This window comes from Burkholderia pseudomultivorans (assembly GCF_001718415.1).
In the GTDB taxonomy this organism is placed as follows: Bacteria; Pseudomonadota; Gammaproteobacteria; order Burkholderiales; family Burkholderiaceae; genus Burkholderia; species Burkholderia pseudomultivorans_A.
The window spans coordinates 1,625,293-1,651,116 of the sequence record NZ_CP013378.1 but is presented as its reverse complement, the minus strand read 5'-3'; the positions used below and the strand labels follow the sequence as shown (position 1 = coordinate 1,651,116).

Here is a 25,824-nt window from a genome sequence, read left to right as displayed (position 1 = left end):
TAGGGGGTAGCCAACAGGCTACGCCCCTGCCACACCACCCGGCATGCGGGTCCGCACCGGGCGGTTCGAGAAGTTGAGGTCAGGAGAGACGGGGTAAGCCTAGCCGGTCGAACCATGCAATGGGCAGCACGCGGTTGAGCAGCTTGCCGCTGTTGCGCCACCAGCGATGGCTGTTGGCCGCCACCTGTCGCGCAACATCGTGGGCCGCACCAAGTGCGCGCAACTCACGATACATGGTCGGGCCGCGCTTCCAATGCTTCAGCTGGATCGCGCGCAAACGATGGCGCACCCATTCGTCCAGTTCGCGCATCACGCCCGGTGTCTGCGCCAGACGGAAGTAGCCTTTCCAGCCCAGCAGGTAGCGGCGAAGCTTCTCCACCACCTGCGCCAGACTACGTCCGCCCCGGCGCGTCAGTTCCCGCACGCGCTGTTTGAACGTGGCCAATGGTTTGACTGCCACCTTGCGCTTGACCGCACCACCCGCAGCTACCCACAAGCTGTAGCCCAGGAACTTGCGACCGAATACGCTTGCCACCGCGCTTTTGGCTTCATTGATCTTCAGGCGTAGTCGCCCGTACTGCCGGCGCAACAGCGCCATCACCCGTTCGCCCGCCCGGCGTGAGCGAACGTACACGTTCGCGTCGTCGGCATAGCGCACGAAGCAATGACCCCGTCGCTCCAGTTCCTTGTCCACCTCATCGAGCAGCACGTTCGCCAGCAACGGTGAGAGCGGACCGCCCTGGGGCGTCCCCTCGTGCCGCTCCTGCACCACGCCATCGCCCATCACACCTGCGTTCAGGTACGCCCGGATCAGCCGGATGACTCCCGGATCTCCGATACGCTTCTGCAGCCGGTCGATGAGAATGTCGTGAACCCGGTCAAAGAACTTTTCCAGGTCCACGTCCACCACGATCCGCCGCCCCGACTGCACGTACGATTGCGCGGCCAGCACCGCGTCGTGCGCACGCCGCCCTGGCCGGAAACCGTAGCTGTGCTCGCTGAAGGTGGGCTCCAGTACCGGTTGCAGCACCTGCAGCAACGCCTGCTGAATCAGCCGATCCGTCACCGTCGGGATGCCCAGCTCGCGCTCGCCACCATCCGGTTTCGGGATCGTCACCCGCCGCACCGGCATCGGCCGGTACGCCCCCCGCAGCAGCTGCTCACGTATTGCCGGCCAAGCTGTCACCAGGTGTCGCGCAGTCTGGTCAATGTCCAGTCCGTCGACACCCGGTGCTCCCTTGTTCGCCCGCACCCGCCTGAACGCCTGCCGCAGGTTCTCTCTCGTCAGCGCCGCTTCCAGCAACGCCGACCCTGTGTCTCTCGTCTCATGCCGCGAGCCGCAAGCTTCGTCACTCACGGCTTCACGCGCAGCTTCACCGCGCGCTGCCACCGCTCGCCCCGCTCGCGCGGGCATCTGACGCCTTGCCTGTTGCGTCGGCATGTCGTTGAACACTCCTCCTCGTTTGGTCCTTCGCCACTAGCCTCAGCCTTCCCGGCCTATCCTGCGGCTACTACGACCTCTGCTGACTCCTCGCTCCGGCTCGACGCCGTTGCCCTTTCAGGCATGAGGCGAGGCCTCCCCAGGTAAGAACGCACTCCTTCATCGCACAGCCGCCGCATTTACGCCACCTCGCCTTGGTCACCAGAGCTTCGCGGTTTACGGCCCGCTCGCCCTGCTCGGCAGCGCCTTCTATGCAGTTCTTGTCCATCGGCTCGCGATTTACGCTCCACGCTTCCTCCCCACACTCGGTCGCCCTCATGCAGTTGCGCTTCGCTTCATTCGCCGTGACCAGCTCATGGCGGGACTTGCACCCGCAGGAGTGCGCCCATGCTGGGCGCACCGCAATAAAAAACCCGCCCGGGCATCGCCCGGACGGGTTTTCTTGCACCTGCTGCCGCCGCCGATTCCGGCGGCAGACCAGGCGAGGTCAGGCGCCGATCCCTTCGAGGATCTCGTCGTGCGTCTCGCGCTCGTCGAGATACTTGGTGCGATAGCCGGTGTTCACGCCCCAGAAGTAGAACACCAGCGAGATCGCAGCGACGACCAGCATGTCCCAGCCGTACGGCAGGTAGCCGTAGCCGCCGAACTCCTTGCTGCCGATCAGCGACAGCACGGCCATCGTCGGCAGGTACGCGACCAGCCACCACGCGGCCTTCAGGTCGGCGCCCCAGCCGGTCCAGCCCGCCTTGCCCTGGAAGTAGAAGTACACCGGCAGCGCGACGATCATCAGCAGGATGATTTCGCCCGTCAGCGGCCACTTCGCCCAGTACAGGATCAGCGACGCGCAGACGAACGCGAACGGTGCGATCAGCTTCATCAGCGGAATCGACAGCGGACGCTCGATGTCGGTCGCCGCGCGGCGCAGCGCCATCAGGCTGATCGGGCCGGTCAGGTACGAGATCACGGTCGCGACCGAAATCACCGCCGCGAGCGAGCTCCAGCCGCGGAAGAAGAACAGGAACAGGAACGACACGAACAGGTTGAACCACATCGCCTGGCGCGGCACGCCGTAGAGCGGGTGCACGTTGCCGAACATCTTCGGCATCGTGTTGTTGCGCTCCATCGCGTAGATCATCCGCGTCGTCGTCGCCATGTAGGTCGTGCCGGTGCCGCTCGGGCTGACGAACGCGTCGACGTACAGCAGGATCGCGAGCCAGTTCAGGTTCAGCGCGATCGCCAGCTCGGCGAACGGCGACTTGAAGTTGAAGTGCGACCAGCCCTGGGCGATGTCGGCCGGGTTCACCGCGCCGATGTACGCCATCTGCAGCAGCACGTAGATCACCAGCGCGAGCAGGATCGACGTGATCACCGCGAACGGCACGCTGCGCGACGGGTTGCGCGCTTCGCCGGCAAGGTTCACCGGGCTCTGGAAGCCGTTGAACGCGAACACGATGCCGCTCGTCGCGACCGCGGTCAGCACGGCCGACCAGCCGTACGGCGCGAAGCTCGCGTTCGACGTGGTGCCGAGGTTCTCCGAATGGAAGCTCGTCAGCATCAGGCCGAGGATCGTCAGACCCGGGATCAGGAACTTGAAGATCGTGATCGTGGTGTTCGCGCGGGCGAATGCCTTCACGCCCCAGTAGTTCAGCATGAAGTAGATAACCACGAGCACGGCCGACAACAGCAGGCCCGGCGTGGTCAGCTCCCCGTTGACGAACAGCGCGTGCGCCCACGGATACGGCCACGTGCTCATGTACTGGATCGATGCTTCGGCCTCGATCGGGATCACCGACACGATCGCAATCCAGTTCGCCCATGCGCTGATGAAACCCACCAGCGAACCGTGCGAATAGCGCGCGTAGCGCACCATGCCGCCCGACTCGGGGAACATCGCGCCCAGTTCGGCATACGTCAGCGCAATCGCGAGAATCACGACGGCGCCGATAATCCATGCGCAGATCGCCGCCGGACCGGCAATCTTCGCGGCTTTCCAGGCACCGAACAGCCAGCCCGAGCCGATAATCGAACCCAGCCCCGTCAGCATCAATGCAAACGGGCCGATGTTCCGTTGAATAGAACTCTTCACATCCTCTCCTGTGTCTCAAAAAGCATGGTCGGCCCGCAGCCCGGGATCGGCTCGGACTGCGCCGCGCACGCATTCTTGGGGGGACAAGCCGCCCGATCGGGGCAACCTGGTCCACGCGGCGCGTAGTTTAACGGTTGCACCTTGAAGTTGGCGCCAAAATCGATCAGCCCCTACAAAAAATCAGACGCCTCTGCAATATTTGTAAGCCAAATCTACGCAATAACCCTGAGTGCATGGAAATACGGTTGACCGCGCGGCCAATTATCCGTATAAAGAACTTCGCAGGATTTCAAGCGGCGAGTGAATTGGTTCTTTCGTAGTTCGCCCATCAACGGTACTCCGGTTGGTCCCATTACCCCCTTCCTTGATCTTCCGCACCCCATGGGCTTCGGCCCCGTTTTATCTTTTTAGGAACAAGTAACATGGCAACCGGTACCGTCAAGTGGTTCAATGACGCAAAGGGCTTCGGCTTCATCACCCCGGAAGGCGGCGGCGACGATCTGTTCGCGCACTTCTCGGAAATCCGCGTCGAAGGCTTCAAGACGCTGCAAGAAAACCAGAAGGTTGAATTCGAAGTGAAGACGGGCCCGAAGGGTCTGCAAGCTGCGAACATCCGCCCGCTGTAAGTACTGCGCGAGATTTCGTGTAAAAAAGCCCCGCTTCGGCGGGGCTTTTTGTTTTTCGGCCGCGTTCGGGCGGCGCAGTCGGTGCGGCCAGGCGGGCCGCCCTTCGCTCAGCCGAACAGCCGCTGCGCGTGAATCCCGAGCCCGGTTGCGACGCTCGCGAGCCGGTCGCCGAACACCGGCTGCGCGTCCGGGAACGCCCCCGCCAGCGCACCCGACAGGAACGCGAGCCCGGTCGAGCCGCCGGTGAAGTACAGCGCGCCGACCTCGCGCGGCGCGATGCCGGCGAGCCGCACCGTTTCGCGCGCGGCTTCGACGATGCGCGCGGTGTCGTCGCGGCTCGCGTCGACCAGGCGCTGCGCGTCGAACGCGATCTGCAGGTCCTCTTCGACGTCGTTCAGGTCGATCACGGTGTCCCCACCCGCCGCGACGCCGATCTTCGCCTCTTCCGCGCGCGCCATCAGCGCATGCCCGAGCCGTCGCTCGACCACGCTCACGAGTCGCTCGTGCTGCCGCGCGTCCCGGTACAGGTGCTTCATCAGCGTCAGTTCGCCGAGCCGCTTCGGCGTGTAGACCGTGTTGATCAGGTGCCAGGTCGCCAGATCGAAGTAGATGCGGTTCGGCAGCTCGCGCCCCTCGGGATCGAGCGAACGATAGCCGAATGCCGGCATGATCGCCGACAGCTCGACGCGCCGGTCGTAGTCGGTGCCCGCGACGTGCACGCCGTGATGCGCGAGCACGTCGTCCTTGCGCTCGAGGCGAGCCATCCGCTCGGGCCCGACGCGCACCAGCGAGAAGTCCGACGTGCCGCCGCCGATGTCGGCGACGAGCACGAGCCGCTCGGCCTGCTGGCGCGATTCATAGTCGAACGCGGCCGCGATCGGCTCGTACTGGAACTGCACGTCCGCGAAGCCCACTGAGCGCGCGGCCGCTTCGAGCTGGGCCTGCGCGAGGCGGTCGGCGCGCGGATCGTCGTCGACGAAGAACACCGGCCGGCCCAGCACCGCTCGGCCGATCGGCGCGCCTGCGCACGCCTCGGCCTTGCGCTTCAGGTGCGTGAGGAAGCGCGCGATGACCTCGGTGTACGCGATCGCGCTGCCGTCGCCGAGGTCGGTCGTCGTCTCGGCGAGCGCCGAGCCGAGGATGCTTTTCATCGAGCGCATCAGGCGGCCGTCGAAGCCGTCGATATACGACGCCAGCGCCGCGCGGCCGTATTCGACCGTCTCCTCGTCGTTGTTGAAGAAAATCGCGGTGGGCAGCGTCAGGTGGTCGCCCTCGACGGGCGCGAGGCGCATGCCGTCGCCGTCGGGCAAGGCCACGGCGGAATTGGACGTGCCGAAATCGATCGCGCAGTAAGTCATGGGAAGGTGCCGTCGCATGGCCGGCGCGAAAACGGAAAGGACGGGCTTTTTAACATGAAGCCCGCGGGATCACAACCGGGGAGCCCGTCAAGCGGGTCGGCTCGGCTGCGTATGCGGATCGGAGTGGATGCGCAGGTTGCGCCGGCGGGCGGCGAGACGCGATCCGGCCTGGCGCGGCATCGCCGACGCGGCTGCCGCCTGCGGGCCGTGCGGCGCGAGCGCCGCGCCTGGGAACGGGGCCGTGCGCGGCCCCGCATCACCGCATCGCGTTACGCGGCCGCGTCGAAGCTCTTCTTCCACGCCCCTGCGTACACGACCTCGCCGAGCGCATGACGCGTGCGCGGCGCCTTCTCGCGATCGCGCAGCACCGGGTCGAGCTTGTCGACGTTGCCGTAGTGGCCCAGCGAGATGATCGCCGGAATCGCGACGTCGGCCGGAATCTCGAACGCCTCGCGGAACGCGTTCGCGTCGAAGCCGCTCATCTGGTGCGCGGCGAGGCCGAGCGCATGCGCCTGCAGCACCAGCGACATCGCGGCCGCGCCCGCGTCGTACAGCGCGGTCGGCGCCGGTTCGCCCTTCGGCGTGAGCGTGTGCGCGGTCACCGCGATCAGCACCGGCGCGGGCGCGTTCCAGCCCTGGTTGAACGGCACCAGCGTCGCGAACGCGCGCTTGAACGCCGCTTCGTCCTGCGTGCGGTCGAATACGATGAAACGCCACGGCTGCGCGTTGTACGCGGACGGCGCCCAGCGCGCGGCTTCGAGCACCGCGTGCAGATCGTCGGCGCCGACAGGCGCGTCCGAATACGCGCGCGGGCTCCAGCGGCCCGCGATCAGGTCGTGAATCGAAACAGTGGTAGGAGCAGGTTTGACGGACATGCAGATCCTCGCTGACATCGATGAAGGGGCGCAAACGCCCGGCGAAACGCAAGCATAACCGCTTGCGCGCGCGTGCGCCCGGCCATCCCCGCCAATGCAAATCGCGGAACCTGCAATGGACGGCCCGCCCGACGCCAGCGGGCCGCGAGCGGCGCGCTCAGGCCGCCTGCGCGGCGGCGCGGGACGGGCCGCGGTTGATCCGCAGCACGATCAGCGCACCGACGATGCACAGCCCGCCCGAAATCATCGACGCGACCGTATAGGTGCCGAGGCTTGCCCGCAGCATCCCGGCGCCGAGCGCCGCGAACGCCGCGCCGAGCTGGTGGCCGGCGACGATCCAGCCGAACACGACCGGCGCGGCCGCCTTGCCGAACACGTCGGTCGCGAGGCGCACGGTGGGCGGCACGGTCGCGATCCAGTCGAGCCCGTAGAACATCGCGAACAGCGGCAGCCCGAAGAAATCGATCCCAAACGCATGCGGCAGGTAGATCAGCGACAGCCCGCGCAGCCCGTAGTACCAGAACAGCAGCACGCGGTTGTCGTAGCGATCGGACAGCCAGCCCGACAGCGTCGTGCCGAACAGGTCGAACACGCCCATCGCGGCGAGCAGCGACGCGCCCTGCACTTCGGTCATGCCGTAATCGCTGCACATCGCGATCAGGTGCGTGCCGACGTAGCCGTTGGTGCTCGCGCCGCAGATGAAGAAACTGAAGAACAGCAGCCAGAAGTCGCGCGAACGGCTCGCGGTCAGCAGCGTGCGGAACGCGACGGCCAGCGGATTCTCCTTCGTCGCGTCGGCGGCGGGCGGCGCATCGTGCGGCTCGCCGTACGGGCGCAGCTTCACGTCGGCCGGCCGCTCGGGCAGCAGCAGCGCGACCAGCGGAATCACGATCGCCGCCGCCAGCGCGACGACCAGCACGACCGGGCGCCAGCCGTGGTGCTGCGCGATTGCCGCGAGCATCGGCAGGAACACGAGCTGGCCGGTGGCGGTGCTGGCAGTCAGGATGCCCATCACGAGACCGCGCCGCGCATGGAACCAGCGCGTGACGAAGGTCGCGGACAGCGTCAGCGCGACGACGCCCGTCGAGCAGCCGACCATCAGGCCCCAGATCAGCACCATCTGCCAGCTCTGCGTCATCATCGACGACAGCGCGACGCCCGCGCCCATCGTTGCGAGCGCGACGAGGATCGTCGGACGCAGCCCGAAGCGCTGCATCGCGGCGGCGGCGAACGGCCCTGTCAGCCCGTACAGCGCGATGTTCACCGAGATCGCGAGCGAGATCGTCGCGCGGCTCCAGCCGAGTTCGCGCTCGAGCGGCACCATCAGCACGCTCGGCGTCGCGCGCGTGCCGGCCGCGGCGAGCAGGATCAGGAATACCACGGCTGCCGCGAGCCATCCGTAATGGAAGCGCCCGCCGATTCGTCTCACTGCCCAGTTCATGTGTCGTTCTCCTGTCGGTGCGACTTGGCGCTTTAGCGCTTAGTCGCACCCCATGCAAAGCTGTCAGCGAGACCCGGCGCTTCGGCACCGCCCCGCCCCCACCAGGCCACCTCCGCCGCACACCGCATCGGCTGACCCGGGCCGACGCATGGCATTCGTCTGTCGAACCGGCCGCGATTGTTACCGATCGGTCACAACTGTGTTGCGATCGTAGTTACCACTCGGTAACATGTCAAGCATTCCATCACGCAGTCGAGGGTCATCATGTCGGGCATCGAGGCCGCCAAGCCGCCGGCACGCCGCACACGCCAGCCGGTCGCCGGCGCCACCGCGCAGGAGCATCTGCTGCGCGCCGCCGAGGAGCTGTTTTACAAGGAAGGCGTCCGCACGGTCGGCGTCGAAGCCGTCGTGGAGCGGGCAGGCGTCAACAAGATGAGCCTGTATCGCCAGTTCTCGTCGAAGGACGAGCTGATTCTCGCGTATCTGGAACGGATGGATGCGTGCTTCTTCGAGCGCTTCGACGCGAGCGTCGCGAAGCATCCGGGCCAGCCGAAGGCGCAACTGATCCAGTATTTCGTCGACCTCGCCGAGCGCGCGACGCAGAAGGACTACCGCGGCTGCCCGTTCGTCAACGTCGCCGCCGAATTCCCGGACGCGACGCATCCGGCCCGCGAACGCGTCGCGCGGAACAAGGCGCAGTTGATGCAACGGCTGGTCGAGCTCTGCGAAGGCGCCGGCGCGCGCGAGCCGCAGGCGCTCGCAAACTCGCTCGCACTCGTGATCGAAGGAATTTACGCGGCGAGCCAGACCTACCGGCACGGCGAAACGCCGATCGGCACCGCGCCGGCGCTCGTCACGCTGCTGGTCGACGCCGCCTGCGCGTGACCGGCCGCGCGCCGCTACAATGCGGGCCTTGCCGCACCTTCGCCCGTTCCGCCCAGCCATGACCGACACCCGCCCCGAGTCCCACGACGACATCCTCGCCGCCACGCGGCACTGGCTCGCGCGCGCGGTGATCGGGCTCAATCTGTGCCCGTTCGCGAAAAGCGTCTACGTGAAGGAGCAGGTGCGCTATGCGATCAGCGACGCCACGACGCTCGAGGACGCGCTCGCCGATCTCGAAACCGAGCTGCGCACGCTCGAAGCGGCCGATCCGCAGCAGCTCGATACGACGCTCGTGATCTACCCGCGCGCGTTCGCCGACTTCGTCGACTACAACGACGCGCTGTTCTTCGCCGACCGGCTCGTGCAGCAGCTGAAGCTCGACGGCGTGCTGCAGATTGCAAGCTTCCATCCGCAATACCGGTTCGAAGGCAGCGAACCCGACGACATCGAGAACTACACGAATCGCGCGCCGTACCCGATCCTGCACCTGCTGCGCGAGGACAGCATCGCGCGCGCGGTCGACGCGTTCCCGGACGCGTCCGCGATCTACGAGAAAAACCAGGAAACGCTGCGCCGCCTCGGCCATGACGGCTGGCGCGACTGGATGCGCCGCCCCGGCGACGACGTCTGAACGCCGCGCCGGGGGGCAGCGGGCGCGCCGCCCGTCAGCCGGCGTTCGCCTCGACGGCCGTGCCGGCAGGCGCCGCCGGCGCAGGCACGAAGAAGCGCTCGCGCAGCTCGGCCAGCCCGAACATGTCGAGGATCTCGTTGAGCCGCTCGCTCGGCCGCCGGCGCGGCAGGTTCTTGTACTGCGCGACGATCAGCTCGTTCTTCATCGAATGCTCCCAGCCGACCAGCTCGGTCACGCTCACCTGGTAGCCATGCGCCTCGAGCTGCAGGCAACGCAGCACGTTGGTGATCTGGCTGCCGAATTCGCGTGTATGCAGCGGATGCCGCCACACCTCGGTCAGTGCGCTGGCAAGCGACTTGCCCTTGTTCCGGCGCAGCACGCCCGCGACTTCCGCCTGGCAGCACGGCACCAGCACGATGTGCCGCGCGCGCTTGGCGAGCGCGAAGCGGATCGCGTCGTCGGTGGCCGTGTCGCAGGCGTGCAGTGCGGTCACGACGTCGATCGCATCAGGCAGCTTCGGCGAGGTGATCGAATCGGCGACCGACAGGTTCAGGAACGACATGCCGCCGAAGCCGAGCCGCGCGGCCAGTTCCGTCGAGCGCGTGACGAGTTCCTCGCGCGTCTCGATCCCGTACACGTGCGATGCGAACGCCGGCGTGCCATGCCCCGGCTGCTGCTTGAAGAACAGGTCGTAGAGGATGAAGCCGAGGTACGACTTGCCCGCGCCGTGATCGACCAGCGTCACGTTGCCCTGGTCGGCCTGCACGCTCGCGAGTAGCGGCTCGATGAACTGGAACAGGTGATAGACCTGCTTCAGCTTGCGGCGGCTGTCCTGGTTCATCTTGCCGTCGCGGGTGAGGATGTGCAGCTCCTTCAGCAGCTCGACGGACTGCTCCGGACGGATTTCGTAGGTCTTGTTCGACATCGTGAAGCGCGGCCGGGCCGCGGTCGGTCGACCACGGCCCGGCGGCGGGAATGAGGAATGGCGACAGTTTACCGAAACGCGCGCTCAGGCGCGCGCGCCGAGCCGCCACAGGGACGTGACTTCGGCGCGCCGCGCCGCGTGCAGCGGATCGTCGGCGTCGGCGGATTTCGGGTGCGCGGGGCGGATGTCGTCGCGGCCGAGCACGACGAGGCCCGCTGCGTCGATCCACTGCAGCAGCGTGTCGCGCGGCCGCAGGCCGAGATGCTCGGCGAAATCGGACAGGATCAGCCAGCCTTCGCCGCCCGGTTCGAGATGCGCGGCAAGCCCGTCGAGGAAACCGCGCAGCATGCGGCTGTCGGGATCGTAGACCGCATATTCGATCGGCGCGCTCGGCCGGGCCGGCACCCACGGCGGGTTGCAGACGATCAGCGGCGCGCGGCCGGCCGGAAACAGGTCGGCCTCGACGACGTCGACGCGCTGCGCGTAACCGAGCCGCTCGAGGTTCTCGCGCGCGCATGCGAGCGCCCGCGCATCCTGGTCGGTCGCGACGACGCGCGCGACGCCGCGCGACGCCAGCACCGCCGCCAGCACGCCGGTGCCGGTGCCGATATCGAACGCGAGCGACGTCGCGGGCAGCGGCGCACGCGCGACGAGCTCGACGTATTCGCCGCGCACCGGCGAAAACACGCCGTAGTGCGGATGAATCGCCGCGCCGCCGAGCGCGGGAATCGGCAGGCCTTTCTTGCGCCATTCGTGCGCGCCGACGAGGCCGAGCAGCTCGCGCAGCGACACGACCGACGGCTCGCCGCCCGGCCCGTACGCCTCCTCGCACGCGGCGCGCACGTCGGGCGCGCGGCGCAGCGGGATCGTGTAGTCGGCGTCGAGCGGGATCAGCAACATGCCGAGCGTGCGTGCACGCTGCGACTGCGCGAGCCGGTGCAGGTTGAACGCGTCGACGCCGGCGGCGGCCTTCGCCTTCTTCGGCTTGCGGTCGACGCGGCGCGCGAGCGCCTGCAGCAGCTGGCGCGCATTCTGGAAATCGCCCTGCCATACGAGCGCGCTGCCTTCGCATGCAAGGCGGTAGGCCGCATCGGCATTCAGGCGGTCGTCGGCGGGCACCGCGCGCTTCGGCGGCGGCACGCCGGCTTCGGAACGCCAGCGCACGGCATGGTCGACGCCGTCGGCGTCGGTCCAGTGGAAAACGGGGAAATCGGTCACGCGAGTTCGGCTACGGTTGGCTTCGACGGGCGGCGGGAATTCGCCGCGCGGACGACACCATACCGCGCTTTGACCGGCGCGGCAAAGCACGCGCCGCGACGCCCGTCCGGCAGCGGGAGCCGCGGCGCCATCTCGGTTCAGGTGAGATCGACGACGCCCGCGTCGGGCGCGCCGCGCTTGACGGCCGCGATGCCGGTCTCGCACCGTCCCTGGTCGCGTACGGCTCGCGCGCGAGGACGGTTTCCCCGTTCGCGGGTGCGCGCGTCGCGAGCCCTTACCCGCCCCACCCCGGCATCGCCGGCATCCGCAGCGTGCCCGCATCGTTGAAGCGCACGGTGCCGAGCACGCCGCCCGCGAGGCGGCCGCGCAGCGCATAGGGCAGCTCGCCGTTCGCGGCCGCACCCGGCAGGTTCCACGCCTGCCGCGCGGCAGCGAACGCGGATACCGACACGGGCACGTCGAGCACGGTCTCGCCGAAGCGCGGCACGACGCCCGAGCGATCGCTGACGCCGCTCGCGAACGGCGTGCCGTTCAGGTCGAGCGCGACCGAGACGCCGTCGTATTCGATCGGCGTGTCGTTCGGGTTCTGCACGCGCAGCTTCAGGCTGAAGCGCATTTCGAGCCCCTGCCCGACGAGCGGATCGAGCCCCGCGACCGTCACGCTCACCGGCTCGCGCGTCAGGCCCGCGCAACCGCCGAGCAGGAACACGGCGGCAAGCATCGCCAGCACGGCGCGCAACGGCGCGATACGGAACAGGGCACGTGACATGGGCAGGCCTCCTCGGCAATCGATCGTCGGTTCGTCGATGCATTGTACAGAGCGTGCCCGCGCCCGCCGGCTTTCGTAGTTTTTGCGGCGCCCCGCAATCCTTAATAGATTAAAACTACGAACTCCCCGCTCATTCAGAAACGCGAATTAATGCCTCCCGTCATTCAATGAATCGCGAAAACCGCAATAGATGCGCTTTCTAATTTTTTCGTTTCCTTTACTCAAAACCATCAAGTATATTGACGCATCCTTCGAGCAGGCCGACAAACCTTGAAGCCGCATGACGGCGCTTTTACGGAACGGCGACACCCTCGCCGTCCTTCCGTCCGCGGCCTGGCCCGGCCAGCCCCGTAGGTCGTTGGTTCAAAGGGTTGCGCGCCCGCGCCGGGCGTGCCGCCTGTCGTCGTGCGCGCGAAATCCACTCAGTACAACACGCGCCCGGCGCTTTTGAACCGGCAAGTCAACCGATATCCGGAAATTGAGAGGGGGCAGCAAACCATGATTACCTTCACGTAGCCGGCCGACCGTCTTTTCGAATAATCCGTCATTAGCATTTCTCGTCGCTGTTGATTAACGGCGGGGGACTGCTTTTGCCGGCGATTTCGCAGCACTGAACCACTCTTTCAATAATCGAGGTTTTCAGTCATGTCGATCCAGATTCGCAAGATGCGTTACCTGCCGCTCGTCGCCGCACTCGCGCTCGCCGGCTGCGGCGGCGACGACGGCGGCGTCGGCTCCGCGTCCGCGCTCAGCTCGGCCGCCGCACCGAACGCGGGCTCGTCGCCCGCCGTCACCACGCCGCCGGCCGCTTCCAACGTCGACAAGAGCGTGCCGCCCGTCGAGCTGCCCGACACCGTCGTGCCGGTGAACTACCGCCTGTGGTTCCGCCCGAACGAAGCGCTGAACGCGTTCGACGGCCGCGCCGACGTCGAGATCAAGGTGCTGAAGCCGGTCAACAACATCGTGGTCGCGGGCCACCGGATCAAGTTCACGAACGGCCGCATCACGCTGCAGCCGGGCAACATCCAGCTGATCGCGACGCCGCAGGACAAGGGCGACTTCTACCAGCTGCGCCCGGTCAGCGGCTCGATCTCGCCGGGCAACTATTCGCTGCACATGGAGTGGTCGGGCATCATCAACTTCAAGTCGTACGACGATCCGGTCAAGAAGACCGGCGGCAGCTGCGGCGACGATCCGTATCCGGGCTGCTCGGCCGCCGAAGGCGTGTTCCGCGTCGACCTGAAGAGCACCGACGGCACGACCAGCGGCGCGATCCTCACGCAGGGCGAAACCAACCTCGCGCGCCAGTGGTTCCCCGGCTGGGACGAACCGGCCTTCCGCCCGACCTACGAGGTGACCGCCGAAGTGCCGTCGAACTGGCGCGTCGTGTCGAACGCGGCCGAGAAGCCGTCGACCAACGTCGGCGGCGGCTACAAGCTCGTGCAGTTCGAGAAGACCCCGCCGATGCCGTCGTACCTGCTGTTCTTCGGCGGCGGCCTGTTCGACACCTACGAGGACGACTTCACGAGCCCGCTGCCGGGCGGCAAGGGCGGCCTGCACCTGCGCGTGTTCACGCCGCCGGGCATGCGCGAATGGGCGAAGCCGGCGATGGACCGCACCAAGCAGGCGCTCGACTTCTACTACCGCTACACGGGCATCCCGCTGCCGCTGAAGAAGTTCGACACGGTCGCCGCGAACGACGCGTTCAAGGAAGAGAAGGACCTGAACTTCGGCGGCATGGAGAACTGGGGCTCGATCCTCGAATTCGCCGACGACATCCTGCCGCAGCCGGGCCAGCCGATGTCGCAGTACGGCAACGAGGTGCTGACGCATGAAGTCGCGCACCAGTGGTTCGGCGATCTCGTGACGACCGACTGGTGGGACGACGTGTGGCTCAACGAGTCGTTCGCGACCTTCTTCGAGACGAAGACGACGATCCAGTTCTTCCCCGACGAGTTCAGCTGGCTCGACCAGGTGAAGAACAAGTACCGCGTGATCAATCGCGACATCGGCCCGAACGCGTTCCCGGTCGCGCCGAACTTCAACGACTGGGCGTCCAACGACTTCGTGCTGAGCGCGAGCGCGTTTACATACGACAAGGGCGGTCATGTGCTGAAGACGCTCGAGAACTATCTCGGCGAGCAGACGCTGCGCAAGGGCCTGCAGCAGTACCTGACCGACTACTCGTTCGGCAACGGCACGCCGAAGCGCCTGTGGGACGCGCTGTCGAAGGCGAGCGGCCAGCCGGTCGGCCCGATCGGCGACAGCTACGTGCGCCAGACCGGCGTGCCGCTGATCTCGCTCGACACGCAGTGCGACCTGACGAAGAACCAGACGATCGTCACGCTGAAACAGCAGCCGTTCCCGAACAAGAACGCGTATCCGGGCCTGCAATGGACGGTGCCGATCACGCTCGCGTACGGCCAGGGTCTCGCGAACCGCACGACGCTCGCGCTGAAGGACACGCAGACGCAGACGCGGATCGATGGCTGCACGGGCGTGGTCGCGGACCCGACCGGTCTCGACTACTACGTCGTGAACTACAGCGACGCGGCATGGAGCGGGCTGCTCACGCAGATCAACAGCTCGACCGATCCGGTGCTGCTCGCGAACCTGAAGAGCGAGGCGGCGCTGCTGGTCGCGAACAACCTCGCGCCGGCCTCGCGCTCGACGTCGATCGGCTCGGTCGCTTCGCCGGCCGCGATCAAGCTGCGCCAGACGCCGAGCTTCGGCGGCATCCTGCCGACCACGAAGGAACGCCCGGCGCTGCGCTACCAGGGCGCGTTCAAGCCGCGCAAGACGGTCGCGCAGTAACGGCGTCCGGCCGGCGGCGCCGCGCGGTTGCGGCGCCGCGCCGGCCGGTGGACGGTTTCTTCCTCTTCGACGGGCCTCGCGAGCGGGGCCCGCTTTTTTTTGGCACGGCGCGGTATCACGCGGCGCCGCGTCATGCCGTCACGTCCACGCGGCGTCCCACGCGGGCTGCGCGAACCACGTGGAGAGAAACGCGACCAGCCGCGACGCGCGTGCGCTGCCGCGCGCCTGCTGGCGCAGCACGTGGATCGTCGCCGCTTCGGGCGCCGCCGCGTAGCGCGGCAGGATCGTGCGCAGCCGCCCCGCGCGCAGCGCATCCGCGACGAGCCAGGTCGGCAGGTGCGCGATGCCGAGCCCCTCGGTCGCCGCCTCCAGCAACGCTTCCGAATGATTGCTGCGAAACCGCGGTTGCGCGGGAACCTGGCGGCGGCCGTCGAAGCGCCACGCGCCGGGCGGCGACGCGCCATGCCAGCCGAGGCAGTCGTGTTCGGCCAGCGCATCGGGGGACGCCGGCTCGCCGCGCCGCGCGAGATAGGCCGGGCTCGCGCACAGCACGCGCCGCTGCGGCGCCAGCACGGTGGCGACGAGACGCGTGTCCTCGAGCGGGCCGATGCGCACCGCGAGATCGACGTCGGTGCCAAGTCGCGCGCCCTGCAGGTCGACCATGCTGTCGGTGAGCACGAGCTCGACCTGCAGCGCCGGATGACGCTGCATGAAGGCGACCAGCGCGGCCATCAGGTGCAGCCGGCCGAACGGCGCCGGACAGTCGACGCGCAGCAGCCCGCTCGGCTCGTCGTGCTGGCTGTGCAGGTCCTCCTGCAGCCCGCGGAGCTCGGCGAGCATGCGCGTCGCGCGCTGGTAGAGCAGTTGTCCGGCCTCGGTCGGCCGCAGCGCGTGCGTGGTCCGATGCAGCAGGCGCAGCCCGAGTTGCGCCTCCAGCCGGTCGATGCGCCGCGTGACCGACGACGCGGCGACGCCGAGCCGGCGCGCGGCCGCCGAAAAGCTCTGCTGTTCGACCACGTCGACGAACAGCGCCAGATGCGGTGAAAGGAAGTCGTCCATGCGCGATGCGATCCTGCCTGTGCGTTGATTGCAAAACAATCGTGCGCCTTTGCAGGTTTCCGCGTCAATCCCGCGCGCCTAGACTGCGTGCATCCCTTTCACGCGCCGCCTCAGGAGCCGATCATGCGCAGTCTTCGTCTGGAAGCCCCCGCCGCCGACATCGAGTCGCTCGATGTCCGCATCCGCGATATCGCCGACCCCGTGCCGACCGACGGCCGGATGCTGATCGAAGTGCGCGCGGCCGGCGTGAATCCGAGCGACGTGAAAGCGGCACTCGGCCGCATGCCGCACGCGGTGTGGCCGCGCACGCCGGGGCGCGACTGGGCCGGCATCGTGCGCAGCGGCCCCGCCGACTGGGTCGGCGCGCAGGTGTGGGGATCGGGCGGCGACCTCGGCGTGCACCGCGACGGCTCGCACGCGGAACGCCTGCTGCTCGACGCCGCGCAGGTGCGCCGCAAGCCCGCCGCGCTGACGCTCGACGAAGCGGCCGGCGTCGGCGTGCCGTTCGTCACCGCGTACGAAGGCCTACGGCGCGCCGGCATGCCGACGGCCGGCGATGTCGTGCTGGTGTTCGGCGCGAACGGCAAGGTCGGCCAGGCGGCGATCCAGCTCGCGACCGCGCGCGGCGCGACGGTGATCGGCGTCGAGCGCGGCCCGGGCGGCTATCGCGGCCACGCGTCGCGCGACGTGCACGTGATCGACGCATCGAGCGAAGCGGTCGCCGACGCCGTGCGCGCGGCGACTGGCGGGCATGGCGCGGACATCGTCTACAACACGGTCGGCAGCCCGTATTTCGAGGCCGCCAACGCCTCGATGGCGATCGGCGCGCGGCAGATCTTCATCTCGACGATCGAGCGCAGCGTGCCGTTCGACATCTTCGCGTTCTATCACGGCCAGCACACGTACGTGGGTGTCGATTCGCTACAGCTCGACGGCGCGGCCGTCGCGCGCATCCTCGACACGCTCGCGCCCGGCTTCGAGAACGGCTCGCTGCGCCCGTTCCCGATCGTCGACGACTACGTGTATCCGCTCGAACGTGCGCACGACGCGTATCGCGCGGTGCTGGCCGGCGCCCGCGAACGCGTGCTGCTCAAGCCGTGACGTCGCGCGACCGGAGAACGCGATGATCGACTACGTGACTTCGCTCGCGGTGGGCGTCGGTGTCGGCGTGCTGTATGCGCTGCTGCAGGTGCGCTCGCCGGCCCCGCCGCTCGTCGCGCTGATCGGCCTGCTCGGGATGGTGATCGGCGAGCGCGCGATCGCGCTGCTGCGCTGAGCGCGGCGACTATGCCCTTCGTTGCGGCGGCGGTGACGAAGGCTGCGGCGGCCGCTAGCGATCGTCCCGACGACGAAACGCCCACCATGCCGCGAGCGCAGTAAAGCCCGCGACGAGCAGCACCATCAGCCAGAAGCCGTGCTTGTTGTCCGAGAACGGCACGCCGCCGACGTTCATCCCGAAGAAGCCTGCGACGATGTTGATCGGCAGCGCGATCACGGTAACGAGCGTCAGCGTGAACAGCGTGCGGTTGTTCTGCTCGTCGAGCCGCGAGCCGATCTCTTCCTGCAGCAGCTTGATCCGTTCGACGAGCCCGGCGAGATCGGCGAGCACGAGCGAGAACTCCTCGGTCGACTCGCGCAGTTCCTGCACGTCTTCCGCATGCAGCCAGGCGGGCGGCTTCGCGAGCAGCCGGAAGATCGAACCCGGTTCGGGCGCGAGCATGCGCTGCAGGCGCGTCAGCGTGCGGCGCATCGCGCCCAGCTCGATGCGGTTCGACGTGAGCCGCTGCGACAGGAAGCGATCCTCGATGCGATCGACGTCGACGCTCGTGCGCCGCATGATCTGGATCAGCAGGTCGGCCTGGTCGCGCAGCAGGTGCATCAGCAGCTCCGCGGGCGAGCGGAACCGTTCGCCGTCGCGCACGCACGCGCGCAGCGTGTCGACCGAGCGCAGCGGCTTCAGTCGCGCCGTCACCATGATGCGCTGCTCGACGTGGACGAACAGCGTCGCGATCTCGGACGGCGTCAGCTCGAGGTTGAACATCACGTCGTTGACGATCGCGCGCAGCGCGCCGTCCTCCTGCTCGATGCGCGTCGAGCGCGAGCCTTCGTGCAGGAATTCGAAGAAGCTGTCGGGCAGCCCGAGGTGCGTGCGCATCCAGCGCTCGCTCGCGCCATGCGCGAGATTGAAGTGCAGCCAGACGAAATCGTCCGCCGCGGCCGTGCCGCCCGCGCGGCACGCGTGCAGCCACTCGGCGGCGGCGGACGCGTCGAGCATCGCGCCCGAGCCGCCGGGCACGAAGCGGAAACCGCATACCATGCCGGAGGTATCGGCGCCGTAAGTCTGTACGATCAGGTCCATCGTGTCGAAGCTCGCGCGGTGCATGCACGGCCCGCGCCGGAAAGGGAAAGGAGACGTATGCCCGACGGTCGTGACGCGTGCATGACAGCGTCACACGCGGGCACGCCGGCCGACTCGCGGCCCCAAAAGCAACGCGCCGCCCGAGGGGCGGCGCGCATGCGACCGTCTGCCGTCCGCGATGATTACTGGCGGGTTTCCGCCTGCGCGGCGTTCGGGCATGCCGGGTCCTTGCCCCATTGCCCTTCGCAGACGCGCCAGCGGCACAGCTGATCCTCGAAGAAACCGCGCTGCGAGCATTCCTTCACGCGCGCGGCCAGCGAGCCGCCGGCGGATGCGGCCGTCTTTGTCGGCACGGCCTGCGCCTTCTGCGCGGCGGTCTTCTTGTCGGCGGGCTTGGTGCGCGCGACGAGCGCTGCGAGCAGGTCCGCATCCGGATCGTCCTTCGCGCCCGCGGTGCGCACCGGCGTGTCGCGGCGCTTCTTCGCCTGCGCGAGCTCGGCCTCCTTGCGATGCCTGCGGGCTTCGGCCTTGCTCTCGGCCTTCGTCTCCGCCTTGCTGCGCGCGGCGAGCTTCGTGTTCTTCGCATCGGCCTTCGCGGCTTTCGTCGTCGCGACGGCGGCGGCGGTCGTTGCGGCGGCAGCGACACCGGCCGTGGTCGCGCCCGATGCGTCGGAGGCGCCGTTGGCGAGCGCGCGCGACAGGCGGCTGTCGTCCGCGGCGGGCGCGGACGAGGCAGACGACGCGGACGTGCCCGATGCAGCATCTTCAGTGACGATCGTGGCCGGCTGCGCGGCAGGCGCGGCCGACGCGGCGTTCTGCGCCACCTGCACGGCGGCGCCGCTGGCAGGCGCGGCCTTCGCGGCCGCGGGTGCCGCTGCGGCCGCAACGGCAGACGGCTCGGCCGGCTGCTGCTGCCAGCGCCACGCGCCCCAGCCGCCGACGGCGACCAGCAGCGCGACGACGGCCGCGATCGGCGCCTTCAGCGAACGGCGCGGCGGTTCGGCGGGCGGCGTGACACGGCCTTCCAGATTCGCGAGAATGCGCGACTGCTGAGGTCCACCCTCGCCTGCCGGTTTCGTATCGGACAGCAGGCTGGGCGGAGTTTTCGAATTTGAATTTTCCGGCGCACTCATTCAGCGTCTCATTGAATCCTGGTTTAATTCACCGCGATAATATAGCCCGGCCTCTCGAAGCAGCCTGATTCTAAGAGCAAGCATTGCAAAACACAATCAATTCCAATTTCCGGGGATTTCATTGATTGCCGTCGCACTCGTCGCCTATTTCACCCTTGCCGTCGCGGTTGCGGCACTGTTGCTTTTACCGGGTGTCCGCGCGACGGTTTTCGAATCCGTCGCCCAGTTTCACGGCCGTCTTGCACGCCGTGCGAACGATCGCGCCGCGCGAACGCGGAGTCAGATTGTTAAATCGGCAACCGTTACGCGCAGCACTTTAAGCGATGTGCAAAATTTACTGATTCGCCGCCGCTTGATGATTATGGTCTCGGCGGGTATTCTTGCGACGCCGCCATTGGTCGCCATCGCGTTACGCGGCAGGCAATTGTTCCAGTTCGACGACACGGCACGCGTGCCCGACGAGAAGATCGCCGCGCTATTGCAGGGCGAGCAGCTCGTCCCGCCCCCGCCGTTGCCGCCGGAGGTCTTTGCCACCAAGGAAGTCGAGCAGGTGCGGCCGGCGCTGAAGGACGCGAGCCGCGACTGGAATCTGCTGGATCCGGATTTCCGTACGCGTTTGCTGCTGGTCTACAAGATCATGCACGAACAATATGGTTACGAAATGGCGCTGCTGGAGGGTTACCGGAGCCCGGAACGGCAGAACCGGCTTGCGCAGATGGGCGGCAGCGTGACCAATGCGGCCGCGTTCCAGAGCTATCACCAATTCGGGCTGGCGGCCGACAATGCATTCCTGCGCGACGGCAAGCTGGTCATTTCCGAGAAAGATCCGTGGGCCATGCGCGGCTATCAGTTGTACGGGCAGGTTGCCGAGCAGGTTGGCCTGACCTGGGGTGGTCGCTGGAAAATGATGGATCTCGGGCACGTGGAATACCATAAACCCGGTTTTAAACTGGGACGCGGCAGCTAGCCAGGCTGCCGGACAGGAAATAATGAGGGCGGCATGGGGCTTTTTAATCACCCGGCAGGAAACGATATGGGCGGCGCAATCGATCGTGCATTCCGATGCGCGATTTTTTCGGGCCGCCGCTTCCGTTTTAAATCTCACAGCGTCCTTTCATTAATGCGCGCGCCGTCTCCGATGCCGCGAGCGCATTGATGCCCGCCTCCTTCACCCCGTTTGACAGCATGGCGACACATCGCGGCGTCACCCTTGCCGCTCGGCGCGCCTGCGTCGCCTCACCGAATCGCACCGGAACCTGAACGTCCTATGCAACGCATCCTCAACGTGCTGACTCATCCGCGTACGCTCTCGATCGTCGGGATCGTCGCGCTAGCGGCGATTCTCTTCATCGTCGCCGACATGCTGCAGCTGCCGCTCCTGTGGGCGGCCATCGCGTTCGCGGCGATCCTCGCGCTGTGGCTCGGCGTCGCGCTGTGGCGCCGCTGGCGCGTGAAGCGCGCGAACCAGCAGCTCGGCGCCGTGCTCGAGGAGCAGGCGGAAACCGGCACGATCGCCGCGCCGGCCGCGGCCGCCGCCGGCCCCGACACGCGCACGGCCGACCTCGACGTGCTGCGCACGCGCCTGTCCGACGCGGTGAAGACGATCAAGACCTCGAAGATCGGCCAGGTATCGGGCGGCTCCGCGCTGTACGAACTGCCGTGGTACATCGTGATCGGCAACCCGGCGGCCGGCAAGAGCAGCGCGGTGATCAACTCCGGCCTGCAGTTCCCGTTCGCCGACAAGAACAGCGCGGTGATCCACGGCATCGGCGGCACGCGCAACTGCGACTGGTTCTTCACGACCGAAGGCATCCTGCTCGACACCGCGGGCCGCTATTCGGTGCATGAAGAGGACCGCACCGAATGGCTCGGCTTCCTCGGGCTGCTGAAGCGCTACCGCCCGAAGGCGCCGATCAACGGCATCATCGTCACCGCGAGCATCGCCGAACTCACCGGCAACCGCCCCGAATTCGCGATCAATCTCGCGAAAAACCTCCGCCAGCGCGTTCAGGAGCTGACGGAAAAGCTCGAAGTGTTCGCGCCGGTCTACGTGATGTTCACGAAGGCCGACCTGATCACCGGCTTCACCGAATTCTTCAGCAGCAGCGACAAGCACGAATACGACCGCGTGTGGGGCGCGACGCTGCCCTACGAGCCCGACGAGAAGCGCGACGTCGTCGCGCTGTTCGACGAGCGCTTCGAGGAACTCTACGAAGGCCTGAAGGAAATCAGTGTCGCGCAGCTGTCGCTGTCGCGCGGCAACCAGCTGTCGCCGGGCCAGCTGAGCTTCCCGCTCGAGTTCTCGACGGTCAAGCCGGCGCTGCGCGCCTTCCTCGCGACGCTGTTCGAGAACAACCCGTTCCAGTACAAGCCGATCTTCCGCGGCTTCTATTTCACCAGTGCGCTGCAGGAAGGCGAGACCAGCAGCACGGCCGCGCAGCGCATCGCGCACCGCTTCGGCCTCGACGCGAGCGCGCTGCCCAAGCCGCACAGCGCGTTCTCGAAGAACGGCTTCTTCCTGCGCGACCTGTTCTCGAAGGTGATCTTCGCCGACCGCCAGACGGTGCGCCAGTTCGCGAGCCCGACCAAGACGCGCCTGCGCTATGCGACCTTCTTCGGCTTCGTCGCGGCGCTTGCGCTCGCGCTCGGCGGCTGGACCTGGTCGACGATCGGCAACCAGCAGCTGGTCGCGAACGTGCAGGCCGACCTCGACAACGTCACGCGCCTGCAGCAGGGCCGCAACGACCTGCAGTCGCGCCTGCAGGCGATGGACATCCTCGAGGACCGGATCGACCAGCTCGAGCAGTTCCGACGCGACAAGCCGCTGTCGGTCTCGCTCGGCCTGTACCAGGGCGACCGCCTCGAGCAGCACCTGCTGACCGAGTACTACAACGGCGTGCGCCAGATCCTGCTGAACCCGGTATCGCAGAACCTCGCGTCGTTCCTGAAGGACGTGAACGCGCACCCCGACCAGCTCGTGCCGATGACGCGCCCGCCCGAGTCGGGCGCCGTGCAGGCGAACGCGCTGCCGGTATCGACGAACCCGGCGGGCGCCGCGCCGCAGGCCGGCGCCGCGCAGCCGTCGTCGTCCGTCGCGGGCGCACTGGCCGCGCCGCAACCGCCGGCCGCGCCGCAAGGCGGCCTGTACAGCGACGCGTCGCCGACCAACGTGCAGGATGCGTACAACGCGCTGAAGACCTACCTGATGCTGTCCGACAAGCGCCACGTCGAACAGGCGCACCTGACCGACCAGCTCGCCCGCTTCTGGCGCGGCTGGCTCGAGACGAATCGCGGCAACATGCCGCGCGACGAGATGATCAAGAGCGCCGAGCGCATGATCTCGTTCTATCTCGCCCGCGTGAACGACAACGACTGGCCGATGATCGACGCGAACTACGCGCTCGTCGACCAGACCCGCGAGAACCTGCGCCGCGTCGTGCGCGGCATGCCGGCCCGCCAGCGCGTCTACGAGGAAATCAAGGCGCGCGCGTCGACCCGCTTCGCGCCGATGACCGTCGCGCGCATCGTCGGCGACGGCAACCAGTCGCTGGTCGCGGGCAGCTACGCGATTCCGGGCACGTTCACGCGCGAGGCCTGGTTCGACTACGTGCAGCCGGCGATCCGCGATGCGGCGACCAAGGAGCTGCAGGCGAAGGACTGGGTGCTGAACACGTCGACGCAGGACGACCTGACGCTCGAGGGCAGCCCCGAGCAGATCCAGAAGACGCTGGTCGGCATGTACAAGACCGAGTACGCGCAGCACTGGCAGAAGTTCATGCAGGGCATCGCGGTGCAGGGCTTCAGCAGCTTCGGCCAGGCCGTCGACGGGATGAACCGCCTCGGCGACCCGCAGGATTCGCCGATCCGCAAGATCCTGGAGACCGCGTACGACCAGACCTCGTGGGACAACCCGTCGCTCGCGAACGTGACGATCAAGAAGGCGCAGACCGGCGTCGTGAACTGGGTCAAGCAGCTGTTCACGCGCTCGCAGGCCGGCCAGGTCGCGGCTGCCAACATCGACATCAACGGCAATCCGGTCGAGGTGCCGATGGGTCCGATCGGCCAGGAGTTCATCGGCCTCGCGCGGATCGTCGCGACGCATGACGGCACCTCGTTGCTGAAGGGCTACATGGACACGCTGTCGAAGGTCCGCACGCGCTTCAACGTGATCAAGAACCAGGGCGATCCGGGCCCGGGCGCGCGCCAGCTGATGCAGCAGACGCTCGACGGCAACGGTTCGGAACTGGCCGATTCGCTGAAGTTCGTCGACGAGCAGATGCTGACGGGCCTCACCGACTCGCAACGCAAGTCGCTGCGTCCGCTGCTGGTGCGGCCGCTGATGCAGGCGTTCTCGGTCGTGATCCAGCCGGCCAGCGTCGAAGTCAACAAGGTGTGGAACGCGCAGGTCTATCAGGCGTTCCAGGGCTCGCTCGCGACCAAGTACCCGTTCGCGGCGAACGCGAAGGTCGAGGCCGGCGCCGGCGAGATCGCGCAGGTGTTCGGTCCGGACGGCTCGATCGCGAAGTTCGTCGGCACGACGCTCGGGCCGCTCGCGGTGCGTCGCGGCGACACGCTCGCGGCGCGCACGTGGGGCGACATGGGCCTCGCGCTGTCGCCGGAGTTCACGAACGGCTTCGCGCGCTGGGTCGCGCCGCTGTCCGGCGGCGCCGCAGGCGGCGCGGCCGCGTCGTCCGAGCCGCAGACGGTGTTCCAGATCCTGCCGCAGCCGAGCACGGGCACGACGGAATACACGATCGCGATCGACGGCCAGCAACTGCGCTACCGCAACACGCCGCCGCAGTGGACCAACTTCGTGTGGCCGAACCCGCAGGGCTCGCCGGGCGCGACGCTGTCCGCGACGACCTTCGACGGCCGCACGATCCAGCTCGTCAACGAGCCGGGCCGCTACGGTCTCGAGAAGCTGATCAACTCGGCGCAGCGCAAGCGCCGTCCGGACGGCACCTTCGACCTGACGTGGGCACAAGGCAGCGTGAGCGTGTCGGTGACGATGCGCATCATCAGCACGTCGCAGCCGACGGGCGGCGGCGGCGACCAGCCGCAGCAGCAGAGCCTGCGCGGGCTGCAGCTGCCGTCGTCGGTCGCCGACGTGAGCGCGGGCGCCGCGCAGAACGCGGCCCAGACCGGCGCAGGCGCGCCGGGCGCCGCACCGGCCGTCGCGGCCGCTACCGGAACGAATGCACAGGGGGCGCAATGACGCAAACCGTTCAGGCGCAAGTCGCCTACTTCGGCAAGATTCCTTCGCGCGGCGACTTCGTGAAGAGCGCGCACAATCCGCAGCTGCTGCAGACGCTCGACCGCTGGATCGCGCAGGCGCTCGAACTGCTCGCGGAAGACCCGCGCTGGAAGCTCGTCTACGAGGATGCGAAGCCGATGCACTTCGCGTTCCTCGGCTCGCGCAGCAAGCTCGCGATTGCCGGGCACATGGTCGCGAGCCACGACGTGTCGATGCGCCGCTTCCCGTTCCTCGGCGCGACCGCGCTCGAAGTCGACCGGCCGCTCGCGTTCCTCGCGCGCAGCCCGCTCGCGTTCGCGCGGCTGTGGTCGCGCATCGCCGCGCAGATGCCGGCGCTGCTCGGCAAGGACGAGCCGCCCGGCGCGCTGCAGGCGCTCGGCGACACGCAGGTGCCGATCGACATCGGCGGCCCCGGCACGTCGCATGACGGCACCTTCAACGATTTCGTCGAACACCAGTCGCTGTACGGCCTGCAGCAGATGCTGCTCGAGAGCGGTCACCCGGTGCGGCTGCGCGGCGCGATGCTCGCGCTCGGCTCGCTGCTGCGCCCGGTGATGCAGAGCGGCTCGTCGCACATCGAGCGCGGCCTGACGCTGCCGCTGCCGGTCGATCCGTTCTACCGCAGCCTGGTCGCCGCGTTCTGGCTCGAACTGATCGCCCCGTTCGTCGCGCAGGCCGACTTCGAGCTCGCGATCTTCATCGGCTCGATCGCCGAGCGCGAGCGGCTCATCATCGGCTTCAACGGCGCGTCGGCGAAGACGCTGCTGAGCGTCGTCGACCCGCAGACCTACGCCGCCCACAACATCGACATCGACGATCCCGAGTGGATCGACGCCCATGCGCAAAACGATCAGCAGATCAGCAAGCTCGTCAGCTACCTCGACCAACCGCAACTGTCGCTGCGCGTCGCAATCGACGCGTTCCGCGAAGCGTTCATCGGAGGCTGACGG

20 protein-coding genes are annotated in these 25,824 nt (G+C 67.7%); 9 read left to right on the top strand and 11 right to left on the bottom strand.

Features of this window, described 5'->3' with window-relative positions:
* Positions 1–79: 79 nt before the first annotated feature.
* Positions 80–1,441, bottom strand: a complete 1,362-nt coding sequence (gene ltrA / locus WS57_RS19990) for a group II intron reverse transcriptase/maturase (protein ID WP_069244057.1) — start codon at positions 1,439–1,441, stop codon at positions 80–82.
* A gap of 487 nt (positions 1,442–1,928) precedes the next feature.
* The gene (locus WS57_RS19985; protein WP_009695232.1) at positions 1,929–3,527 is read right to left on the bottom strand and encodes an APC family permease; all 1,599 of its coding nucleotides are present in this window, start codon (positions 3,525–3,527) and stop codon (positions 1,929–1,931) included.
* A 422-nt stretch (positions 3,528–3,949) separates the two neighbouring features.
* Between WS57_RS19985 and WS57_RS19980 the strand changes: the two genes are divergently transcribed.
* A complete protein-coding gene (locus WS57_RS19980; RefSeq protein ID WP_006400508.1) occupies positions 3,950–4,153 on the top strand; it encodes a cold-shock protein in 204 nt (67 codons plus the stop codon).
* Positions 4,154–4,260: 107 nt separating this feature from the next.
* On the opposite strand, the gene WS57_RS19975 is transcribed toward WS57_RS19980, so the two are convergent.
* The 3 genes from WS57_RS19975 to WS57_RS19965 form a co-directional block, all read right to left on the bottom strand.
* Complete coding sequence (locus WS57_RS19975) at positions 4,261–5,511, bottom strand: Hsp70 family protein (RefSeq protein WP_040126549.1); 1,251 nt, start codon at positions 5,509–5,511, stop codon at positions 4,261–4,263.
* 269 nt (positions 5,512–5,780) lie between these two features.
* Positions 5,781–6,386 (bottom strand): nitroreductase family protein, encoded by a 606-nt coding sequence (locus WS57_RS19970; protein ID WP_009695228.1) that lies wholly within the window; start codon positions 6,384–6,386, stop codon positions 5,781–5,783.
* A 157-nt stretch (positions 6,387–6,543) separates the two neighbouring features.
* Positions 6,544–7,827 carry an MFS transporter gene (locus WS57_RS19965; RefSeq protein ID WP_009695227.1) on the bottom strand — a complete coding sequence of 428 codons (1,284 nt, stop codon included), beginning with the start codon at positions 7,825–7,827 and terminating at the stop codon, positions 6,544–6,546.
* 264 nt (positions 7,828–8,091) lie between these two features.
* Between WS57_RS19965 and WS57_RS19960 the strand changes: the two genes are divergently transcribed.
* The gene (locus tag WS57_RS19960; RefSeq protein WP_009695226.1) at positions 8,092–8,712 is read left to right on the top strand and encodes a TetR/AcrR family transcriptional regulator; all 621 of its coding nucleotides are present in this window, start codon (positions 8,092–8,094) and stop codon (positions 8,710–8,712) included.
* A gap of 58 nt (positions 8,713–8,770) precedes the next feature.
* Positions 8,771–9,343 (top strand): DUF1415 domain-containing protein, encoded by a 573-nt coding sequence (locus WS57_RS19955; RefSeq protein WP_040126546.1) that lies wholly within the window; start codon positions 8,771–8,773, stop codon positions 9,341–9,343.
* A 34-nt stretch (positions 9,344–9,377) separates the two neighbouring features.
* Here WS57_RS19955 and WS57_RS19950 read toward each other — a convergent pair whose 3' ends face one another.
* From WS57_RS19950 to WS57_RS19940, 3 genes are all read right to left on the bottom strand, one after another.
* Positions 9,378–10,268, bottom strand: coding sequence for a class I SAM-dependent methyltransferase (locus WS57_RS19950; RefSeq protein ID WP_059606323.1), 891 nt, complete (start codon positions 10,266–10,268; stop codon positions 9,378–9,380).
* A gap of 84 nt (positions 10,269–10,352) precedes the next feature.
* A complete protein-coding gene (locus tag WS57_RS19945; protein WP_069244752.1) occupies positions 10,353–11,486 on the bottom strand; it encodes a methyltransferase in 1,134 nt (377 codons plus the stop codon).
* A gap of 274 nt (positions 11,487–11,760) precedes the next feature.
* Positions 11,761–12,255, bottom strand: coding sequence for an LEA type 2 family protein (locus tag WS57_RS19940; RefSeq protein WP_059482917.1), 495 nt, complete (start codon positions 12,253–12,255; stop codon positions 11,761–11,763).
* A gap of 645 nt (positions 12,256–12,900) precedes the next feature.
* Here WS57_RS19940 and WS57_RS19935 point away from each other — a divergent pair.
* Entirely contained in the window at positions 12,901–15,069 is a 2,169-nt protein-coding gene (locus WS57_RS19935) for a M1 family metallopeptidase (RefSeq protein WP_059482919.1), read from the top strand.
* A gap of 138 nt (positions 15,070–15,207) precedes the next feature.
* Here the strand turns inward: WS57_RS19935 and WS57_RS19930 are convergent, their stop codons facing one another.
* The gene (locus WS57_RS19930; RefSeq protein ID WP_040126541.1) at positions 15,208–16,128 is read right to left on the bottom strand and encodes a LysR family transcriptional regulator; all 921 of its coding nucleotides are present in this window, start codon (positions 16,126–16,128) and stop codon (positions 15,208–15,210) included.
* A gap of 123 nt (positions 16,129–16,251) precedes the next feature.
* Between WS57_RS19930 and WS57_RS19925 the strand changes: the two genes are divergently transcribed.
* Together WS57_RS19925 and WS57_RS35925 are read left to right on the top strand one after the other, a co-directional pair.
* Positions 16,252–17,229, top strand: coding sequence for a quinone oxidoreductase family protein (locus WS57_RS19925; protein WP_069244751.1), 978 nt, complete (start codon positions 16,252–16,254; stop codon positions 17,227–17,229).
* A gap of 22 nt (positions 17,230–17,251) precedes the next feature.
* Entirely contained in the window at positions 17,252–17,404 is a 153-nt protein-coding gene (locus WS57_RS35925) for a DUF1427 family protein (RefSeq protein WP_009694099.1), read from the top strand.
* 54 nt (positions 17,405–17,458) lie between these two features.
* Here the strand turns inward: WS57_RS35925 and WS57_RS19920 are convergent, their stop codons facing one another.
* Both WS57_RS19920 and WS57_RS19915 read right to left on the bottom strand, forming a co-directional pair.
* Positions 17,459–18,487 (bottom strand): transporter, encoded by a 1,029-nt coding sequence (locus tag WS57_RS19920; RefSeq protein ID WP_040128701.1) that lies wholly within the window; start codon positions 18,485–18,487, stop codon positions 17,459–17,461.
* Positions 18,488–18,669: 182 nt separating this feature from the next.
* Positions 18,670–19,620 carry a hypothetical protein gene (locus WS57_RS19915; protein WP_059515296.1) on the bottom strand — a complete coding sequence of 317 codons (951 nt, stop codon included), beginning with the start codon at positions 19,618–19,620 and terminating at the stop codon, positions 18,670–18,672.
* A gap of 121 nt (positions 19,621–19,741) precedes the next feature.
* On the opposite strand from WS57_RS19915, the gene WS57_RS19910 reads away from it, so the two are divergent.
* The 3 genes from WS57_RS19910 (at position 19,742) to tagF (ending at position 25,821) form a co-directional block, all read left to right on the top strand.
* Complete coding sequence (locus tag WS57_RS19910) at positions 19,742–20,587, top strand: M15 family metallopeptidase (RefSeq protein ID WP_040126538.1); 846 nt, start codon at positions 19,742–19,744, stop codon at positions 20,585–20,587.
* 300 nt (positions 20,588–20,887) lie between these two features.
* Positions 20,888–24,835: a type VI secretion system membrane subunit TssM gene (gene tssM, locus WS57_RS19905; protein WP_069244750.1), complete on the top strand. Its 3,948-nt coding sequence runs from the start codon at positions 20,888–20,890 to the stop codon at positions 24,833–24,835.
* Positions 24,832–25,821: a type VI secretion system-associated protein TagF gene (gene tagF / locus WS57_RS19900; protein ID WP_040126536.1), complete on the top strand. Its 990-nt coding sequence runs from the start codon at positions 24,832–24,834 to the stop codon at positions 25,819–25,821. Before tssM ends, tagF begins: the two co-directional genes overlap by 4 nt.
* Positions 25,822–25,824 lie beyond the last annotated feature (3 nt).

Coding starts and splice junctions, on each gene's coding strand:
- WS57_RS19980 (WP_006400508.1), top strand. CDS start 3,950: ATGGCAACCGGTACCGTCAAGTGGTTCAATGACGCAAAGGGCTTCGGC.
- tagF (WP_040126536.1), top strand. CDS start 24,832: ATGACGCAAACCGTTCAGGCGCAAGTCGCCTACTTCGGCAAGATTCCT.
- WS57_RS19950 (WP_059606323.1), bottom strand. CDS start 10,268: ATGTCGAACAAGACCTACGAAATCCGTCCGGAGCAGTCCGTCGAGCTG.
- WS57_RS19940 (WP_059482917.1), bottom strand. CDS start 12,255: ATGTCACGTGCCCTGTTCCGTATCGCGCCGTTGCGCGCCGTGCTGGCG.
- WS57_RS19970 (WP_009695228.1), bottom strand. CDS start 6,386: ATGTCCGTCAAACCTGCTCCTACCACTGTTTCGATTCACGACCTGATC.
- WS57_RS35925 (WP_009694099.1), top strand. CDS start 17,252: ATGATCGACTACGTGACTTCGCTCGCGGTGGGCGTCGGTGTCGGCGTG.
- WS57_RS19955 (WP_040126546.1), top strand. CDS start 8,771: ATGACCGACACCCGCCCCGAGTCCCACGACGACATCCTCGCCGCCACG.
- WS57_RS19975 (WP_040126549.1), bottom strand. CDS start 5,511: ATGACTTACTGCGCGATCGATTTCGGCACGTCCAATTCCGCCGTGGCC.
- WS57_RS19915 (WP_059515296.1), bottom strand. CDS start 19,620: ATGAGTGCGCCGGAAAATTCAAATTCGAAAACTCCGCCCAGCCTGCTG.
- WS57_RS19920 (WP_040128701.1), bottom strand. CDS start 18,487: ATGGACCTGATCGTACAGACTTACGGCGCCGATACCTCCGGCATGGTA.
- tssM (WP_069244750.1), top strand. CDS start 20,888: ATGCAACGCATCCTCAACGTGCTGACTCATCCGCGTACGCTCTCGATC.
- WS57_RS19925 (WP_069244751.1), top strand. CDS start 16,252: ATGCGCAGTCTTCGTCTGGAAGCCCCCGCCGCCGACATCGAGTCGCTC.
- WS57_RS19930 (WP_040126541.1), bottom strand. CDS start 16,128: ATGGACGACTTCCTTTCACCGCATCTGGCGCTGTTCGTCGACGTGGTC.
- WS57_RS19935 (WP_059482919.1), top strand. CDS start 12,901: ATGTCGATCCAGATTCGCAAGATGCGTTACCTGCCGCTCGTCGCCGCA.
- WS57_RS19965 (WP_009695227.1), bottom strand. CDS start 7,827: ATGAACTGGGCAGTGAGACGAATCGGCGGGCGCTTCCATTACGGATGG.
- ltrA (WP_069244057.1), bottom strand. CDS start 1,441: ATGCCGACGCAACAGGCAAGGCGTCAGATGCCCGCGCGAGCGGGGCGA.
- WS57_RS19960 (WP_009695226.1), top strand. CDS start 8,092: ATGTCGGGCATCGAGGCCGCCAAGCCGCCGGCACGCCGCACACGCCAG.